Origin of the sequence: Streptomyces sp. 351MFTsu5.1, assembly GCF_000383655.1 — a bacterium.
Classification (GTDB): Bacteria; Actinomycetota; Actinomycetes; order Streptomycetales; family Streptomycetaceae; genus Streptomyces; species Streptomyces griseorubiginosus.
Genome location: NZ_KB911797.1, coordinates 1 through 16,822, shown reverse-complemented (window position 1 = coordinate 16,822; position 16,822 = coordinate 1). Strand labels below are relative to the sequence as shown.

Sequence of the window (16,822 nt, the reverse complement as noted above, 5' to 3'; positions counted from 1 at the left end):
ACGCACTTACAGCCGAAACATTCGGCATTCTCAGCGATCCTTACGAGAGCGACCAGTCGAGCTGCCCACCGGCGCTTGAGCCCCCACTAAGATGCGCCGCCAGTCCCCGCATCTCGCCCCCTCACCATGACGCTGCGTGTCCACCCCGCGCCCTCCTCCAACACAGCCCGAACCGGGACGAATCTCCCCATCGCCCACTCCGGGCCGCTGCGGACCGAGTCTTAACGGAAGCTTGACGCCCATACGGCCCCGATCCGAAGGCCCAGACGTCACTCTCCGCTTACGCTTGTCCCGCCGTCAGCCGGGCGGCCGCCACCCCGCTGAGCCGCACCGCAGGAGCACCCCCCGATGGCCACGACCGAACAGCCGCCCGCCAGTCGCCTGCGCGCCTGGATGCTGGAAGGCCTGTCCGACATGGGCAAGCCGGGCGGCCACACGGGCCCCCACGCCGAACCGGAACCCGCGCACCGGGGCCAGCGCTGGTGGCGGGTGATGTGCCTGACCGGCGTCGACTACTTCTCGACCCTCGGCTACCAGCCCGGCATCGCCGCCCTGGCGGCCGGCCTGCTCTCCCCCATCGCCACGATCGTCCTCGTGATCGTCACGCTCGCGGGCGCCCTGCCGGTCTACCGCCGGGTCGCCGAGGAGAGCCCCCGGGGCGAGGGCTCCATCGCCATGCTGGAGCGGCTGCTGTCCTTCTGGCAGGGCAAGCTCTTCGTCCTGACCCTGCTCGGCTTCGCCGCCACCGACTTCCTGATCACCATCACCCTGTCCGCCGCGGACGCCTCCACCCACCTCGTCGAGAACCCGCACCTGAACAGCGCCCTGCACGACCAGCAGATGCTGATCACCCTCGTCCTGGTCGCCCTGCTCGGCGCGGTGTTCCTCAAGGGCTTCCTGGAGGCGGTCGGCGTCGCGGTCGTCCTGGTGGGCCTCTACCTCGCCCTGAACGTCGTCGTCGTGATCGTCGGCTTCTGGCACATCATCACGGCGGGCCACGTCGTCACCGACTGGTCCAGCGCCCTGACCGCCGAACACGGCAACATCTTCGTGATGATCGGCGTGGCCCTGATCGTCTTCCCCAAGCTCGCCCTCGGCCTCTCCGGCTTCGAGACCGGCGTCGCCGTCATGCCGCACGTCCAGGGCGACGAGGGTGACACGGAGGAGCGCCCCACCGGCCGTATCCGTGACACCAAGAAACTGCTCACCACCGCCGCCCTGATCATGAGCGGCTTCCTGATCGCCACCAGCTTCATCACCACCCTCCTCATCCCGGAGAAGGACTTCGAGTCGGGCGGCCCGGCCAACGGCCGCGCCCTCGCCTATCTGGCCCACCAGTACCTGGGCGGCGCCTTCGGCACGCTCTACGACGTGTCCACGATCGCCATCCTGTGGTTCGCCGGTGCCTCCGCCATGGCAGGGCTGCTCAACCTGATGCCGCGCTACCTGCCCCGCTACGGCATGGCCCCGCACTGGGCCCGCGCCGTCCGCCCCATGGTCATCGTGTTCACGCTCATCGGCTTCCTGGTGACGTGGATCTTCGACGCGGACGTGGACGCGCAGGGCGGCGCGTACGCCACCGGCGTGCTGGTGCTGATCAGCTCGGCGGCGATCGCGGTGACCATCGCCGCCCACAAGGCGGGCCAGCGGGGCTGGACGATCGGCTTCGCGGTCATCTCCGCGGTGTTCCTCTACACGACCGTGCTCAACGTCATCGAGCGCCCGGACGGCGTGAAGATCGGCGCCTGTTTCATCGCCGGCATCATCCTGGTGTCCCTGCTCTCCCGGCTGGCCCGTGCCTTCGAACTCCGCGTCACCAGCGTCACGCTCGACCCGTTGGCGGAACGTTTCGTCCGGGACATGGCCAGCCGCAAGATCCGCTTCATCGCCAACGAACCGGACTCGCGCGACAAGGCCGAGTACCGCGACAAGATCGAGCAGATCCGCGAGGACAACGACATCCCGGGCGAGGACTTCGTGTTCGTGGAGGTCACGGTCCTGGACCCCTCGGAGTTCGAGGCCGGCCTCACCGTACGGGGCGAGGTGCTGCACAACCGCTACCGCGTCCTGACCCTGGAGTCCTCCTCCATCCCCAACGCCCTCGCCGCCCTCCTCCTCCACGTCCGCGACGAGACGGGCTGCACCCCGCACATCTACTTCGAGTGGACCGAGGGCGGCCCGTTCGCCAACTTCCTGCGCTTCTTCCTCTTCGGGCAGGGCGAGGTCGCCCCCGTCACCCGGGAGGTCCTGCGCGAGGCCGAACCGGACCGCGCCCGCCGCCCCCGCGTCCACACGGGGTGACCCGCGAGCGCGTCCGGCAGTGCCCTGCCGGACGCGCTCCCGCACCAGCCCTACCGTGACCCCATGACCCTGAGCATCCGCAACCAGCTCCCCGGCACCGTCACCGCCGTCACCCCCGGTGACGCCATGGCGACGGTCAAGGTCCGCCTCGACGGCGGCCAGGACCTCACGGCCGCGATCACCCTCGACGCCGTCGAGGACCTCGGCCTCTCCCAGGGCTCCGCCGTACGCGCCCTGGTGAAGTCGACGGAGGTCTCCCTCGCCACCGCCCCGGTCCGCGGTGTGTCCATCCGCAACCAGCTCCCCGGCACGGTCACAGGCGTGGCCACCGGAGCCGCCATGGCCACCGTGCGGATCGCCGTGGAAGGAGGCGAACTCACCTCCGCGATCACCGCGGAATCCGCGACCGATCTCGCCCTCACCACCGGCACCCCGGTCGTCGCCCTCATCAAGTCGACCGAGGTCGCCCTGGCCAACGCCTGACGCCGTCGCGCCGCACCCGACGCCGGACGCGAAAAGGGCCCCGCCGAAGCGGGGCCCTCCTCAGTTCGGATCAGTCCTCGTACGCGTCCAGCGGCGGGCACGAGCACACCAGGTTGCGGTCGCCGAAGGCCTGGTCGATCCGCCGTACCGGCGGCCAGTACTTGTCCGCGACCGAGACACCGCCCGGGAAGACGGCCTCCTCACGCGTGTACGCGTGCTCCCAGTCGCCGCCCAGCGCACCGGCGGTGTGCGGAGCGTTCCGCAGCGGGTTGTCGTCCGCGTCCCACTCCCCCGAGCCGACCTTCTCGATCTCCCCGCGGATGGCGATCATCGCCTCGCAGAACCGGTCGAGCTCGGTCAGGTCCTCGGACTCGGTCGGCTCGATCATCAGTGTCCCGGCCACCGGGAACGACATGGTCGGCGCGTGGAAGCCGTAGTCGATGAGCCGCTTGGCCACATCGTCGACGCTCACGCCGGTCGCCTTCGTCAGCGGCCGCAGGTCGATGATGCACTCGTGCGCGACCAGCCCGCCGGGCCCGGTGTAGAGCACCGGGTAGTGCGGCTCGAGCCGCTTGGCGATGTAGTTGGCGGAGAGCACGGCCACCTGCGTGGCCCGCTTGAGCCCCTCACCGCCCATGAGCCGCACGTACGCCCACGAGATCGGCAGGATGCCCGCGGAACCCCAGGGCGCGGCCGAGATGGGCCCGACGCCCGTCTCCGGGCCGGCCGCGGGCTGCATCGGGTGGTTGGGCAGGTACGGCGCGAGGTGCGCCCGCACGCCCACCGGGCCGACGCCCGGACCACCGCCGCCGTGCGGGATGCAGAAGGTCTTGTGCAGGTTCAGGTGCGAGACGTCACCGCCGAAGTGCCCCGGCTTGGCGAGCCCCACCAGCGCGTTGAGGTTGGCCCCGTCGACGTACACCTGCCCGCCGGCCTCGTGCACCTGCGCGCAGATGTCGGCGACGTGCTCCTCGAACACGCCGTGCGTCGAGGGGTAGGTGATCATCAGAACCGCGAGCTCGTCCCGGTGCTGCTCGATCTTGGCCCGCAGGTCCTCGACGTCGATCTCGCCGTCCCCTGCGGTCTTCACGACGACGACCTTCATGCCCGCCATCACGGCACTTGCGGCGTTGGTCCCGTGCGCGGACGACGGGATCAGACACACGGTCCGCTGCTCGTCCCCGTTGGCCCGGTGGTACCCGCGCACCGCGAGCAGCCCGGCCAGCTCGCCCTGCGACCCGGCGTTCGGCTGGAGCGACACGCTGTCGTACCCGGTGACCTCGGCGAGCCGCTCCTCCAGCTCCCGGATCAGGGTCAGATAGCCCTCGGCCTGCTCGGCGGGCGCGAAGGGGTGCAGCTGCCCGAACTCGGGCCAGGTGACCGGCTCCATCTCGGTGGTCGCGTTGAGCTTCATGGTGCAGGAGCCCAGCGGGATCATGCCCCGGTCCAGCGCGTAGTCACGGTCGGCGAGCCGGCGCAGGTAGCGCAGCATCGCGGTCTCGGAGCGGTACTGGTGGAACACGGGGTGAGTGAGGAAGTCGTCGCCCCGCAGCAGCGCGTCCGGCAGCGCCTCCTCGGTGGCCGCGTCCAGCGCCTCGATGTCGCCCTCGACCCCGAACGCGTCCCACACGGCGGCCACCTGGGCCCGCAGGGTGGTCTCGTCACAGGCGAGGGACACGTGGTCGGCGTCGACGAGGTGCAGGTTGACGCCGCCCTGCCGCGCGGCGTCGACGACCTCGGCCGCCCTGCCGGCCACGCGGACGGTGAGCGTGTCGAAGTAGGAGCCGTGCACGACCTCCACGCCACCGGCGGTGAGCCCCGCGGCGATGATGTTCGCGTACCGGTGGGTCCGTCGCGCGATGGCCTTGAGCCCGTCGGGCCCGTGGTAGACCGCGTACATCCCGGCCATGACCGCGAGCAGCACCTGCGCGGTGCAGATGTTGCTGGTCGCCTTCTCCCGCCGGATGTGCTGCTCCCGCGTCTGGAGCGCGAGCCGGTACGCCTTGTTCCCGTCGGCGTCCACGGACACGCCCACGAGCCGCCCGGGCAGGCTCCGCGCGAACTTCTCGTGCACGGCCATGTAGCCCGCGTGCGGCCCGCCGAAGCCCATCGGCACACCGAACCGCTGCGTGGTCCCGACCGCGATGTCCGCACCGAGTTCACCCGGCGACCTCAGCAGGGTCAGCGCGAGCAGGTCGGCGGCGACGGTCACGAGCGCGCCGAGCTCGTGGGCCTGGTCGATGACGGGCTTGATGTCGCGTACGGCCCCGGAGGCGCCGGGGTACTGGAGGAGCACTCCGTTGATCTCACGGGAGGCGATCTCTGCCGGGATGCCCTGGCTCAGGTCCGCCACGACGACCTCGACACCGGTCGGCTCGGCGCGGGTCTCGATGACGGCGACGGTCTGCGGGAGGGTGTCCGCGTCGATGAGGAAGAGGCCCTTCTTGTTCTTCCCCATGCGCCGGGACAGGGCCATGGCCTCGGCGGCCGCCGTCCCCTCGTCGAGCAGCGAGGCGCCGGAGGTCGGCAGCCCGGTGAGTTCGGCGACCATGGTCTGGAAGTTCAGCAGGGCTTCCAGCCGGCCCTGCGAGATCTCCGGCTGGTACGGCGTGTAGGCGGTGTACCAGGCCGGGTTCTCCATCACGTTCCGCAGGATGACGGGCGGCGTGAAGGTGCCGTAGTACCCGAGTCCGATCATGGGGGCGAGGACCTGGTTCCGGTCGGCCAGCGACCGCAGCTCGGCCAGCACCTCGGCCTCGGTGCGCGCTCCGGGCAGCTCCAGGGCATCGGCGTTCTTGATCACATCGGGCACCGCGGCGGCGGTCAGCTCGTCGAGCGAGCCGTACCCGACCTGGGCGAGCATCTTGGCCCGGGCCTCGTGGTCGGGACCGATGTGACGCTGCTCGAACGGGATCCCCTGCTCGAGCTCTGCGAGCGGAATGCGGTGGGCGGTCATTGCGGAGGCCTCCTGGTCTGACGCGACCTTCGAGGGGTACCCCGGCGCGGGTACCCCGACGGCCTCCCCCTCTGTCATCTCAACCTGAGAGCTTCACCGGTCGCCCGAGGGCCACCGGCTTTCACCGTCGGTGAGAGCGGAGGCCGCCGTCGACACCCGCCCTGCTTTCCAGAGTGACCTCGTCCGTGCGGTACGTGAGCCTGAGAGATTCCGGGGAGGATTTGCTCCTTCGGCGCCTCCGATGTCGTCTGGAGGACTCTCCCGCACGGGGTCGACAGCCGTCTGCCAGCCTACCAGCGCGGTCCGCGATCGAGCGTTCGAGTGGCCGCCCACCCCAATGTGCTCTTTCGTAGTGTTACGACCGCTTCGGATGAGTTGCGACCAAGTGGAGGGCCCGTGCAGACCGACATCGATCCGCGCAACCTGATCGGCCGCAAGGCGTTCGACCGCAACGGCACGAAGATCGGCACCGTCGACGAGGTCTACCTCGACGACGCCACCGGGGTCCCGGAGTGGGCGGCGATACGCACCGGCCTCTTCTCCCGCGACGCCTTCGTCCCCCTGGAGCCCAGCGAACTGGTCGAGGGCAACCTGAAGGTCCCCTACGACCGCTCCCTGATCAAGGACGCCCCTGACTTCGGCGTGGGCCGCCACCTTTCCCCGGCCCAGGAACTCCAGCTCTACCACCACTACGGCCTGGACCTGGCCCCACCCCCACCGCTGCCGGACCGCCCCTTCGGCAAGGTGGCAGGCTCGGAGGACGCGGAGCCCTGACCCACCGCTGTGCGACCCACGACCCCCAGCGGCAACGGCTCGGCGACCTCCAGCCCGGGATCGTCGACGGAAAACGTCCGCACCCGCCCCGGAGGAGAGTCCGGCGTCTCGAACCGCACGGTCACCCGCCCCACCCCGCTCCCCTGCACCCACCCGTGCCCGTACGCGGCGTGCCGCACATCGTGTCCGGCGACCCACCGCCGCTCGCCGCCCGACTCCCGTTCCTCGACCGGCACATCGGCGGCGACCTCCTCCTCGGTGTGTTCCACCCCGTCCCCCGCGGCCTGGGCGAACAGATCCTCCTGGGTGAAGTCGGCAAGCCCCGAGACCCCGACCCCCAGCAACCGCACGCCCCCCGTGGAGTCCACCCCCTCCAGCAACCGCAGAGCGGCCTCCCGTACCACCGCGGGGTCGTCCGTGGGCCCCCGCAGCGTCTCGGACCGCGTCAAGGTCGAGAAGTCGTACCGCCGGACCTTCAACACGATGGTCCGCCCCGACAACCCGGCCCCCCGCAACCGCCGCACACACCGGTCCGCCAGCCGCTGCACCTCGAGCCCGACCCGGACCCGGTCATGGATGTCCACGTCGTAGGTGTCCTCCACCGACACCGACTTGGTCTCCCGCTCCGCCACCACGGCCCGCTCGTCCCGCGCCAGCGCCATCGCGTACAGCCCGTGCCCGTGCGCCTTCCCCAGCAGCCGTACGAGCTCGTCCTCCCCCGCCTCCACGATCTCCTCGACGGTGTGGATCCCGGCCCGCCGCAGATGGTCCCCCGTCGCCGGACCCACCCCCGGCAGGGTCCGCACCGACATGGGTCCGAGCAACGCCCGCTCGGTCCCCGGCTCGATCACCACCAGCCCGTCCGGCTTGGCCTGCTCGGAGGCGATCTTCGCGAGCATCTTGGAGGCGGCGAGCCCCACGGACCCGGTGAGCGCCGTGACGGCCCGTATGTCGGCCCGCAGCTTCGCTCCGGCCAGTCGGGCCGACCCCTCGTCCCAGGCCGCTCCACCGGCCTCCAGATCGACGAACGCCTCGTCCAGGCTCAGCGGCTCCACGAGCGGGGACAGCTCCCGCAGCAGCCCCATCACCTGCTCGCTGATCGCCTTGTAGAACCCGAAGCGCGGGACGAGATAGGCGGCGTTCGGCGCGAGCCGTCTCGCCTGGGCCATGGGCATCGCCGAGTGCACCCCGAACACCCGGGCCTCGTAGGACGCGGTGGCCACCACACCCCGCGGCCCCAGCCCGCCCACGACGACGGCCTTCCCGCGCAGACTCGGCTTGGACGCCTGCTCCGCCGAGGCGTAGAAGGCATCCATGTCGAGATGCAGGATCGTGGGCGCTTTTCTCACATGTCCGATGCTGCCCTACGCCACTGACAATGCCCCGCCGGAACAGCGGAGCAGGACCTCAGACGGCCCGGTTGCGCCGCCGCGCCAGCTCGTCCGCGGGGTTGGTGCCGACGAGCGTCTCGCCGGTGTCCACACGCTCCCCGTGCAACTGCGACAGCGCGCTCTCGACGTCCCGCCACACCACACCCACGGCGATCCCGAAGATCCCCTGTCCGCCTTGGAGGAGTGCGTGGACCTCGTCGGGCGAGGTGCACTCGTAGACCGTGGCCCCGTCGCTCATGAGCGTCATGCGCTCCAGGTCCTGGAATCCCCGCTCCCGCAGGTGCTGGACCGTGGTGCGGATGTTCTGGAGCGACACGCCGGTGTCCAGGAACCGCTTGACGATCTTCAGGACGACGACGTCCCGGAAGCTGTAGAGCCGCTGCGTCCCCGACCCGTAGGCGGGCCGCACACTCGGCTCGACGAGTCCGGTGCGTGCCCAGTAGTCGAGTTGCCGGTAGGTGATGCCGGCCGCCGCGCACGCCGTAGGGCCGCGGTAGCCGATCTGCTCGGACGCCATGGACGTCGCCCCTCCGCTGCTCGGCACGGCCGCCGGTCGCTGCGGAACGTGATGATCGGCCGCGCTGCTGTGAAGCGGGTACGGACCGCTCGCCCCGAGACTGCGTCCGGGGGCACCCCCAGCCGTACCGTCGCCGCTGCTTCTCACGCCGACCTCCGTCCTTGACCTGCCTTCTCGACGGTAGGCAGTCACCAGGGGTGCGTCAACGATCGCCACACTCGGCACGCCGAGTGATAATCACCCTGAGAGTGGTTTCCCGTAGCCATCCGCGGGGAAAGGCTAGCCGAATGCGCTCCGAACGGGCCGCAGGACGCTCTCACACGCCGGTGGCAAATGCCGGCATTTCGGTGACGACCGGACACGCCCGGCCCGTCACGGACCACTGACCCGCCGGACCGGCCGCACCCCGTCTCACTGACTGCTGGTGCCGAAGTCCTCGGGGGAGATCTGGTCGAGGAACTCGCGGAACTTCTCCACCTCGTCCTCCTGCTCGTCCGGGATCGCGATGCCGGCGTCGTCGAGCACCCCGTCGCTGCCGTAGATCGGCGTCCCGGTGCGCAGGGCCAGCGCTATGGCGTCGGACGGCCGCGCGCTCACCTCGACCCCGCTGGCGAACACCAGCTCCGCGTAGAAGACGCCCTCACGCAGGTCCGTGATGCGCACTTCGGTGAGCTCCTGGCCGACCGCCTCCAGCACGTCCTTGAACAGGTCGTGGGTCAGCGGTCGTGCGGGGGCCATGCCCTGCTGCGCGAAGGCGATCGCGGTCGCCTCCCCGGGCCCGATCCAGATGGGGAGGTAGCGGTCGCCTCCCACTTCACGCAGAAGCACGATCGGTTGGTTGGAGGGCATTTCGACCCGGACACCTACGACATCGAGCTCGTTCACACAGCAACCCTAGGCCGTGCCCGGGACGTTTGGGTAGTCGGGCAGGAAACGGGTGACAGTTCCTGCACCTGCCGTCCTCAGGGCAGCCGCACACCGAGGGCGGTCTGCACCAGCGCGGCATGCAGCCGCACCGTGAGCCCCGCCAGTTCCTTCGCACGGGCTTCCGCGTGCGCGCGGGTCTGCGGATTGCGGTGGCGCTTCAGCGGAGCCACCACCTGGTCCACGAGCCCCGCCTCACGGTCCGCGGCGGCCTTCATCGCCCGCAGGTGCCGCGGCTCGATCCCGAACCGCCCGAGCTCGACGACGAGCGCGGCCACGGTCACCGCCTCGGCGTCGTACGCCCCGTCCGGCAGCGGGGTGATGAGCCCGTACGACTCCCACTCCGCGAGCTCCGGCTCACCGATCTCGGCGGCGGCCAGCAGCTCGGCACGGCCGATCCGGGCCGCGGTGGGTCCCTCGGAGACCTCCAGGACCGTTTCTCCGTCCCGCTGACGGCCCACCGTGGGCAGCGCGACGGCCTCGCCCCGCTCCATGGCGTCCAGGTGCTCCCGGATGACCTTGAGCGGCAGATAGTGGTCCCGCTGCATCCTCAGGACGTGGCCGAGTCGCTCGACGTCCCGGTTGCTGAACTTGCGGTACCCGGAGGGCGTCCGCTGCGGCTCGATGAGGCCCTCGGACTCCAGGAAACGGATCTTGGAGATGGTCACTTCGGGAAACTCGTCGCGCAGCACGTTCAGCACCGTGCCGATGCTCATCAGTCCACTGTCCGTCGCGGCGGTGCCGTGTCCGGCACCGCCGCCCGGTGTTTGAAGCATGGACCTTCCCTGGGAGGGTCAGTAGCCCTGCTGGCTCGCGTAGAACACCAGCCGGTACTTGCCGATCTGCACCTCGTCGCCGTTGTTCAGGGCGACCGAGTCGATCCGCTCACGGTTGACGTACGTGCCGTTGAGACTGCCCACGTCGGACACCGTGAACGAGCCGTCCTGGCCCCGGCGGAACTCCACGTGGCGGCGCGAGACGGTGACGTCGTCGAGGAAGATGTCGCTCTGCGGGTGACGGCCGGCCGTGGTCAGCTCGCCGTCCAGCAGGAAGCGGCTGCCCGAGTTCGGACCGCGGCGCACGACCAGCAGCGCGGAGCCCAGCGGCAGCGCGTCCACGGCGGCCTGGGCCTCCGGGGAGAGCGCCGGCATCTGGGTCTGGCCGGTGACCTCCGAGTCGTAGGCCTCGAGGCCGGAGATGGAGATGGTGGAGGTCGTCTCCGAGGGACGCTCGGGAACCGCACCGGCCCGCAGCGGGGCGCCGCAGTTGGAGCAGAAGCGGCTGTTCTCCGCGTTGCGGTTACCGCACCTCGTACACACCTGGGCCGACATAGGGGAAAACCCTCCACCCGTACTTGAGGTTGACGGCTGCCCGAAACCTATGCCGCCGGACTGGGCAGGGTCAACAGACGGCACGCCCTGACCTCCGGAAATGTCACCGCCCGGGCCGCCGACCTGGTCCCGGAACAGCGGGCGCTGGCCCTCGGCTTCGGGCTGTGCGCGGTGCCGAGCGGTGGCGTTGTTGTCGCTACCCTCTCGCGCGCTCTTGCCGAACAACTTCTGAAACAACTTCACGGGCGATTCCCCTTGACCGAAACAGACCCGCCCGTGGGGCAGGACGAACCCTGATTGAACACACCGGCCGACCCGGACACCCTGACAACGTCCGTTTCCACCAGACAGTTTCCACCACGCACCACCCAATCGGTGCGCCGACCCCCCGCAACCTCATGCCCTTGCCCGACGCGCCGCATGCACCCCCGGTTCACCGGGAGGACGACCGAGCGTAGTCAGGCCGCTTCGCCGCCCGCAAGGCGTCCACGACGATCTTGTCCGACCGCTCCACGGCCACCGTGGCCTGCTCCTTCTCGAGAGTCTGCACCACGCCTCCAGGGATGTTGAGCGCCGGTTCCAGGTCCTGCGGATTGCCGATGACCTTGAAACGAAACGGAGCGGTGATCTTGTTCCCGTCGACGCTCACGCTTTTGTCGGAGTCCGACAGATAGGTACCGGCGACGACCCGCACGCCGTTCACCTGAATCGCCTCCGCGCCCGCCGCCCGCAGCTCCTGGATCGCGTCGAGCAGCATGTCCGACTCGACCGTCCCCTTGGTGTCCTGGATCGTCATCTCGATGCCCGGCCCCTGCGCGGCCACCGTGCCCGCCAGGATGCCGAGTTGCCGCTCCTTCTCGACCGTCTGCTTGCGGGCCTCCTCCGCCTGGTCGGAGCTGTTCTCCAGCTCGTCCCGCTGCTTCTCGAGGCCCTGCTTCTCGTCTTCAAGACGCTGGGTGCGGTCGTCCAGTTCATCGAGGATGCGCACGAGATCTTCCTGCCTCGCCCCCCGCAGCGCACTGTCGCTGTCACTGTTCGACGCCACCTGGACGGCGAGACCGAACCCGAGGCCGAACAGCAGCACCGCGACGATGAGTTGGGCCCGGGTCACACGCGGCGGCCACAGGCCCTTGACCAGCCTCTGACGACCGGTCAGGTCGGCCTCCGCCGCCGGACCCGCGGTCTCCTCGACGGGCGTCGCCTGCTGCTCCGCCGGGAGTTCCTCGGGCAGTTCCCTGCGCAGCCCGTTGCCGGGCGTCTCTTCCTGCTCGCTCATCGGCGTCACGCCCTGAAGACGTGCCGGCGGATCGCCGCGGCGTTCGAGAAGATGCGGATCCCGAGCACGACGACGACACCGGTCGACAGCTGGGCGCCCACACCCAGCTTGTCGCCCAGGAACACGATCAGCGCGGCCACGACTACGTTCGACAGGAACGACACGACGAAGACCTTGTCGTCGAAGATGCCGTCGAGCATGGCGCGCAGACCACCGAAGACGGCGTCCAGCGCCGCCACCACGGCGATCGGCAGATAAGGCTCGACAACAGCCGGAACCTCGGGCCGGACCAACAGGCCGGCCACGACTCCCACGACGAGGCCCAGTACGGCGATCACGATGTGCCCTTCTCAGTTCTCGGCTTTGCTGTACGTACGATCACACTCGGTGCGGCCGGCAACCGGAGGTCGTCCTCCACGGAGATCGCGGTCCGGATGCCGTAGTCCCCTTGAAGAGCGTGCAGATACAGCCCGTCGGCGCTGTTCTGGAACCTGGTGCTCAGCCGCTGCCCGTCCCCCACCGCAAGCACCGTATACGGCGGAACCAGCGGCTTGTTGTCGACCAGTATCGCGTCACCCGCGGCCCTGATCGCCGACAGGGCGGTCAGCCGCTGTCCGTTGATGGAGATGGCCTCGGCACCCGATTCCCACAGCCCGTTGACCACGCGCTGCATGTCCCGGTCGCGCACCCGTCCGGTGTCGGAGAACCCCGACGTCTCACGCGGGTTGCCGTCGCCGCCCGTGGTGGCTTCCTTGGCGTCGTTCACGACCAGCTTGACGCCGGGCCCGTGCACCGCCGCGGCGCCCGACAGGATGCCCACGAGGTCGGCCTTGCCGCTCTCCCCGCTCTGCTTGAGCGCCTCCCGCTGCCGCGAACTCACGTCGTCGCGCAGCGTGTCGACATTTTCCTCGAGCTTGTCGGCCGTATCGCCCTCGCGGTCGATGCGGTCGATGAGCTCCTGGCGCTCCTTGGCCACCACCGGAGCCGCCACCCGCGCCTGAGCCGCCCCCACGGTGACCACCAGCGCGGCGAGCACCAGGCCGAGGGCCAGACCGAGCCTCGCCCGCAACGTCTTGGGCAGCCCACCCTCGCCGGCGGCCTTCTTGCGGGCCGCCGCCTCGGCGTACCCGTCGTCGAGGCTGTGATCCATGACGTTGGTGAGCAGCGACATGGAGGCGTCCGGACGCGGGGGTCGCGTGGGGGTGCTCCGAATGGGGGGCTGCTGCGGCATGCCGCACATCGTCGCACGTCGCGGCCCCTACCTCCGAATGGCCCCATCGGCGTGCCGGACACGCCCCCTTGGGGACACATGTCCGGCACGCGTGCGTGCGTGGGCTCAGCGGCCGGCGCTGTCCACGACCGCCGACCACTCGTCCAGCAGGGCCTGTGCGGACGCGTCGTCCGGCCCCTCGGCCCACAGATGGGTGACCGCCTCCGCCGGGTCGGGCAGCACCATCACCCAGCGTCCGTCGGTCTCGACGACCCGGACACCGTCGGTCGTGTCGACAAAGCGATCGCCCGCCGCCTCCACGACCCGCCGCATCACCAGTCCCTTGACGGCCCACGGCGTCGCCAGGTCCCGCTTGAGGACATGCGCCCGCGGGATCCGCGCGTCGATCTGGCTGAGCGTGAGCTGCGTCCGCGCCACCAGCCCGATCAGGCGTACGAAGGCCGCCGTACCGTCGAAGACGCTGCTGAACTCCGGCACGATGAAGGCGCCCTTGCCGTCACCGCCGAAGATCGTCGAGTCGTCGCGTCCGACCCTGGTGAGATCGTCGGGCGAGGTGGTGGTCCACTCGACCTGCGTGCCGTGATACGCCGCCACCTGCTCCGCGATCCGCGTGGTCGTCACCGGAAGCGCCACACGGCCGCTGCGCCGCTCGGCGGCGACCAGGTCGAGCATGACGAGCAGCGCGCGGTCGTCCTCGATGATCCGCCCCTTCTCGTCCACCAGGGACAGCCGCTCGCCCACGGGGTCGAAGCGCACACCGAACGCGGCCCGCGCGGACGCCACGATCTCTCCCAGCCGCACCAGGCCGGACCGCCGCGCGTCGGCCGTCTCGGTCGGCCGGGACTCGTCGAGTCCCGGGTTGATGGTGAGCGAGTCCACCCCGAGCTTCCCGAGCAGACTGGGCAGCACCAGACCCGCGCTGCCGTTCGAGGCGTCGACGACCACCTTCAGCCCGGACTCGGCGATTCCGGTGATGTCCACGTTCCGCAGCAGCGAACCGGTGTACGAGTCGAAGACGCTCGCCGGGAAGTGCAGATCCCCGATCTCGCCGGGGAACGCCCGCCGGTACTCCTGCCGCGCGAACACCCGGTCCAGCTTCCGCTGGCTGCCCTGCGAAAGGTCCGCGCCCCGCCCGTCGAAGAACATGATGTCCACGGAGTCCGGCACCCCGGGCGTGGTCCGGATCATGATCCCGCCGGCACTGCCCCGAGCGGTCTGCTGCCGCGCAACGGGCAGCGGCACGTTCTCCAGGTCGCGTACGTCGATCGCGCTGGCCTGAAGGGCGGAGATCACCGCCCGCTTCAGCGCCCGGGCGCCTCGGGAGTGGTCGCGGGCCGTAGTGACCGTCGAACCCTTCTTGAGGGTCGTCGCATAGGCACCGGCCAGTCTGACGGCGAGCTCCGGCGTGATCTCGACGTTCAGGATGCCGGACACCCCACGGGCGCCGAAGAGATGCGCCTGTCCCCTGGACTCCCAGATGACCGAGGTGTTGACGAAGGCGCCGGCTTCGATGGTCTTGAACGGGTAGACCCGGACATTCCCCTGAATAATCGATTCCTCGCCGACGAGGCACTCGTCGCCGATGACCGCGCCGTCCTCGATCCGGGCGGCACGCATGATGTCGGTGTTCTTTCCGACGACACAGCCGCGGAGATTGCTCTGCTGGCCCACGTACACGTTGTCGTGCACGACGGCCTTGTGCAGAAAGGCCCCGCTCTTCACGACGACGTTGGAGCCGACGACGGTGTGTTCCCGGATCTCGGCGCCGGCCTCGACCTTCGCGTAGTCCCCGATGTACAGGGGGCCGCGGAGAACGGCATCGGGATGCACTTCGGCACCCTCGGCCACCCATACGCCCGGGGAGAGCTCGAACCCGTCGATCTCGACGTCGACCTTGCCCTCGAGGACGTCGGCCTGGGCCTTCACGTAGCTCTCGTGGGTACCGACGTCCTCCCAGTAGCCCTCCGCGATATAGCCGTAGACCGGCTTGCCTTCCTTCATCAACTGGGGAAAGACATCACCGGACCAGTCGACGGGCACATCGGCCTCGACATAGTCGAAGACCTCGGGCTCCATGACATAGATGCCCGTGTTCACGGTGTCCGAGAAGACCTGGCCCCAGGTCGGCTTCTCCAGGAAGCGCTCGACCTTGCCCTCTTCGTCGACGATGGTGATACCGAATTCAAGGGGATTGGGCACACGCGTCAGACAGACGGTGACCAGCGCGCCCTTTTCTTTGTGGAAGTTGATGAGCTCGGTGAGGTCGAAGTCGGTCAGGGCATCACCGGAGATGACAAGGAAAGCATCGTCCTTCAACGCCTCTTCGGCGTTCTTGACGCTTCCGGCGGTACCGAGTGGCTTCTCCTCATTGGCATAGGAGAGCTCCATGCCGAGCTCCTCGCCGTCACCGAAGTAGTTCTTGACCAGAGAGGCCAGGAACTGGACGGTGACCACGGTCTCGTTGAGCCCATGCCTTTTGAGCAGCCTCAGAACGTGCTCCATGATCGGCCGGTTGGCCACCGGCAGGAGCGGCTTGGGCATGCTTGAGGTCATGGGACGAAGGCGTGTGCCTTCGCCTCCGGCCATCACGACGGCCTTCATGTCGGAAGCGTCCTCCTCCAAGAGATGACGGTCTAGCCGACTTCACCCGCCCAGATTGTCCCGCACTTTTCCGCCGGGGGCCATCGAGCCGCTTCGGCCGTGCCGCAGGGACGAGTTCAATCGGCCATGGCGTCCGCACGAATCAGGCGGCGGACTTGCACCACGTAGAGGACTCCTGCCCACCAGTACAGGGTTGTACCCCATCCAGCGAACGCCCATCCGAAAATAGCAGCGAGTGACGAGAGCCAACCCGTTCCGTCACTGAGCAGGAGCAAGGGGAAGGCGTACATCAGGTTGAAGGTGGCGGCCTTGCCGAGGAAGTTCACCTGGGGCGGCGGATAACCGTGACGCCTGAGGATGCCCACCATCACCAGGAGAACCAGCTCTCGCAAGAGAAGTGCAGCCGTCAACCAGATCGGCAGAATCTCACGCCAGGTGAGTCCGACCAGGGTCGAAAGAATGTAGAGCCGGTCGGCGGCCGGGTCGAGCAGCCGGCCGAGACTGCTGATCTGGTTCCACTTGCGTGCCAGCTTGCCGTCCAGGTAGTCGCTGATGCCGCTGAGAGCGAGCACCAGCAATGCCCAGCCGTCACTCTTGGGCCCTCCGAACTCAGGCCTGAGGATCAACCACAGGAAGAGCGGCACCCCAACGAGCCGCGCCATGCTGAGGATGTTGGGGATGGTGAGGACCCGGTCCGTCTGGACCCGGGTCTCCTGGACCTCCACCCGGGGGCCTCCTGTGGGAAACGTGCCAACGATGCTCCCTGACCCTACCTCAACGCAAAAAAGCTCCGGCTCTTGGGCAGTGCCCAAGAGCCGGAGCTATAAAAGGAGTTCGGCGGTGTCCTACTCTCCCACAGGGTCCCCCCTGCAGTACCATCGGCGCTGTAAGGCTTAGCTTCCGGGTTCGGAATGTAACCGGGCGTTTCCCTCACGCTATGACCACCGAAACACTATGAAGTTCGACCGGAAAAGACACGGTCGTTGCCTCAGAACTAACACAGTGGACGCGAGCAAATATGGACAAGCCCTCGGCCT

The 16,822-nt window shown here is 69.1% G+C and carries 14 protein-coding genes, 1 rRNA gene and 1 riboswitch; of the genes, 3 read left to right on the top strand and 12 right to left on the bottom strand.

What is annotated here, in order from left to right:
- Positions 1–348 precede the first annotated feature (348 nt).
- Together H295_RS0136330 and H295_RS0136325 are read left to right on the top strand one after the other, a co-directional pair.
- A complete protein-coding gene (locus H295_RS0136330) occupies positions 349–2,301 on the top strand; it encodes an APC family permease (RefSeq protein WP_020140268.1) in 1,953 nt (650 codons plus the stop codon).
- A gap of 63 nt (positions 2,302–2,364) precedes the next feature.
- On the top strand, positions 2,365–2,784 hold the full coding sequence (locus tag H295_RS0136325; protein WP_020140267.1) for a TOBE domain-containing protein: 420 nt from the start codon (positions 2,365–2,367) through the stop codon (positions 2,782–2,784).
- Positions 2,785–2,854: 70 nt separating this feature from the next.
- On the opposite strand, the gene gcvP is transcribed toward H295_RS0136325, so the two are convergent.
- On the bottom strand, positions 2,855–5,740 hold the full coding sequence (gene gcvP, locus H295_RS0136320) for an aminomethyl-transferring glycine dehydrogenase (protein ID WP_020140266.1): 2,886 nt from the start codon (positions 5,738–5,740) through the stop codon (positions 2,855–2,857).
- A 178-nt stretch (positions 5,741–5,918) separates the two neighbouring features.
- A riboswitch (glycine riboswitch) is annotated at positions 5,919–6,014 on the bottom strand.
- 122 nt (positions 6,015–6,136) lie between these two features.
- Here gcvP and H295_RS0136315 point away from each other — a divergent pair.
- Positions 6,137–6,514, top strand: a complete 378-nt coding sequence (locus tag H295_RS0136315; protein ID WP_020140265.1) for a PRC-barrel domain-containing protein — start codon at positions 6,137–6,139, stop codon at positions 6,512–6,514.
- Here H295_RS0136315 and H295_RS0136310 read toward each other — a convergent pair.
- The 11 genes from H295_RS0136310 to rrf all read right to left on the bottom strand — a co-directional run bounded on the left by H295_RS0136310 (position 6,430) and on the right by rrf (position 16,734).
- Positions 6,430–7,863 (bottom strand): DNA polymerase IV, encoded by a 1,434-nt coding sequence (locus H295_RS0136310; RefSeq protein WP_028810070.1) that lies wholly within the window; start codon positions 7,861–7,863, stop codon positions 6,430–6,432. The genes H295_RS0136315 and H295_RS0136310 overlap by 85 nt on opposite strands.
- A gap of 58 nt (positions 7,864–7,921) precedes the next feature.
- Entirely contained in the window at positions 7,922–8,569 is a 648-nt protein-coding gene (locus tag H295_RS0136305) for a MerR family transcriptional regulator (RefSeq protein WP_078616856.1), read from the bottom strand.
- Positions 8,570–8,833: 264 nt separating this feature from the next.
- Entirely contained in the window at positions 8,834–9,307 is a 474-nt protein-coding gene (locus H295_RS0136300; protein WP_004002801.1) for a bifunctional nuclease family protein, read from the bottom strand.
- 77 nt (positions 9,308–9,384) lie between these two features.
- Entirely contained in the window at positions 9,385–10,122 is a 738-nt protein-coding gene (locus H295_RS0136295) for a MerR family transcriptional regulator (protein WP_028810069.1), read from the bottom strand.
- Between the two features lie 18 nt (positions 10,123–10,140).
- Entirely contained in the window at positions 10,141–11,049 is a 909-nt protein-coding gene (locus H295_RS46130) for an FHA domain-containing protein (protein WP_078616855.1), read from the bottom strand.
- A gap of 61 nt (positions 11,050–11,110) precedes the next feature.
- Positions 11,111–11,953, bottom strand: a complete 843-nt coding sequence (locus H295_RS0136285) for a DUF881 domain-containing protein (RefSeq protein WP_020140260.1) — start codon at positions 11,951–11,953, stop codon at positions 11,111–11,113.
- A gap of 5 nt (positions 11,954–11,958) precedes the next feature.
- Complete coding sequence (locus H295_RS0136280; RefSeq protein ID WP_003988855.1) at positions 11,959–12,291, bottom strand: small basic family protein; 333 nt, start codon at positions 12,289–12,291, stop codon at positions 11,959–11,961.
- Positions 12,288–13,184 carry a DUF881 domain-containing protein gene (locus H295_RS0136275; protein ID WP_234021760.1) on the bottom strand — a complete coding sequence of 299 codons (897 nt, stop codon included), beginning with the start codon at positions 13,182–13,184 and terminating at the stop codon, positions 12,288–12,290. The genes H295_RS0136280 and H295_RS0136275 overlap by 4 nt, the downstream gene beginning before the upstream one ends.
- Before the next feature lie 105 nt (positions 13,185–13,289).
- Positions 13,290–15,785 carry a mannose-1-phosphate guanyltransferase gene (locus H295_RS0136270; RefSeq protein WP_020140258.1) on the bottom strand — a complete coding sequence of 832 codons (2,496 nt, stop codon included), beginning with the start codon at positions 15,783–15,785 and terminating at the stop codon, positions 13,290–13,292.
- Positions 15,786–15,901: 116 nt separating this feature from the next.
- Positions 15,902–16,510, bottom strand: coding sequence for a CDP-alcohol phosphatidyltransferase family protein (locus tag H295_RS0136265; protein ID WP_020140257.1), 609 nt, complete (start codon positions 16,508–16,510; stop codon positions 15,902–15,904).
- A gap of 107 nt (positions 16,511–16,617) precedes the next feature.
- A 5S ribosomal RNA gene (rrf, locus tag H295_RS0136260) occupies positions 16,618–16,734 on the bottom strand.
- Positions 16,735–16,822 lie beyond the last annotated feature (88 nt).

Coding starts and splice junctions, on each gene's coding strand:
- gcvP (WP_020140266.1), bottom strand. CDS start 5,740: ATGACCGCCCACCGCATTCCGCTCGCAGAGCTCGAGCAGGGGATCCCG.
- H295_RS0136325 (WP_020140267.1), top strand. CDS start 2,365: ATGACCCTGAGCATCCGCAACCAGCTCCCCGGCACCGTCACCGCCGTC.
- H295_RS0136285 (WP_020140260.1), bottom strand. CDS start 11,953: ATGAGCGAGCAGGAAGAGACGCCCGGCAACGGGCTGCGCAGGGAACTG.
- H295_RS0136295 (WP_028810069.1), bottom strand. CDS start 10,122: ATGCTTCAAACACCGGGCGGCGGTGCCGGACACGGCACCGCCGCGACG.
- H295_RS0136270 (WP_020140258.1), bottom strand. CDS start 15,785: ATGAAGGCCGTCGTGATGGCCGGAGGCGAAGGCACACGCCTTCGTCCC.
- H295_RS0136330 (WP_020140268.1), top strand. CDS start 349: ATGGCCACGACCGAACAGCCGCCCGCCAGTCGCCTGCGCGCCTGGATG.
- H295_RS0136275 (WP_234021760.1), bottom strand. CDS start 13,184: ATGCCGCAGCAGCCCCCCATTCGGAGCACCCCCACGCGACCCCCGCGT.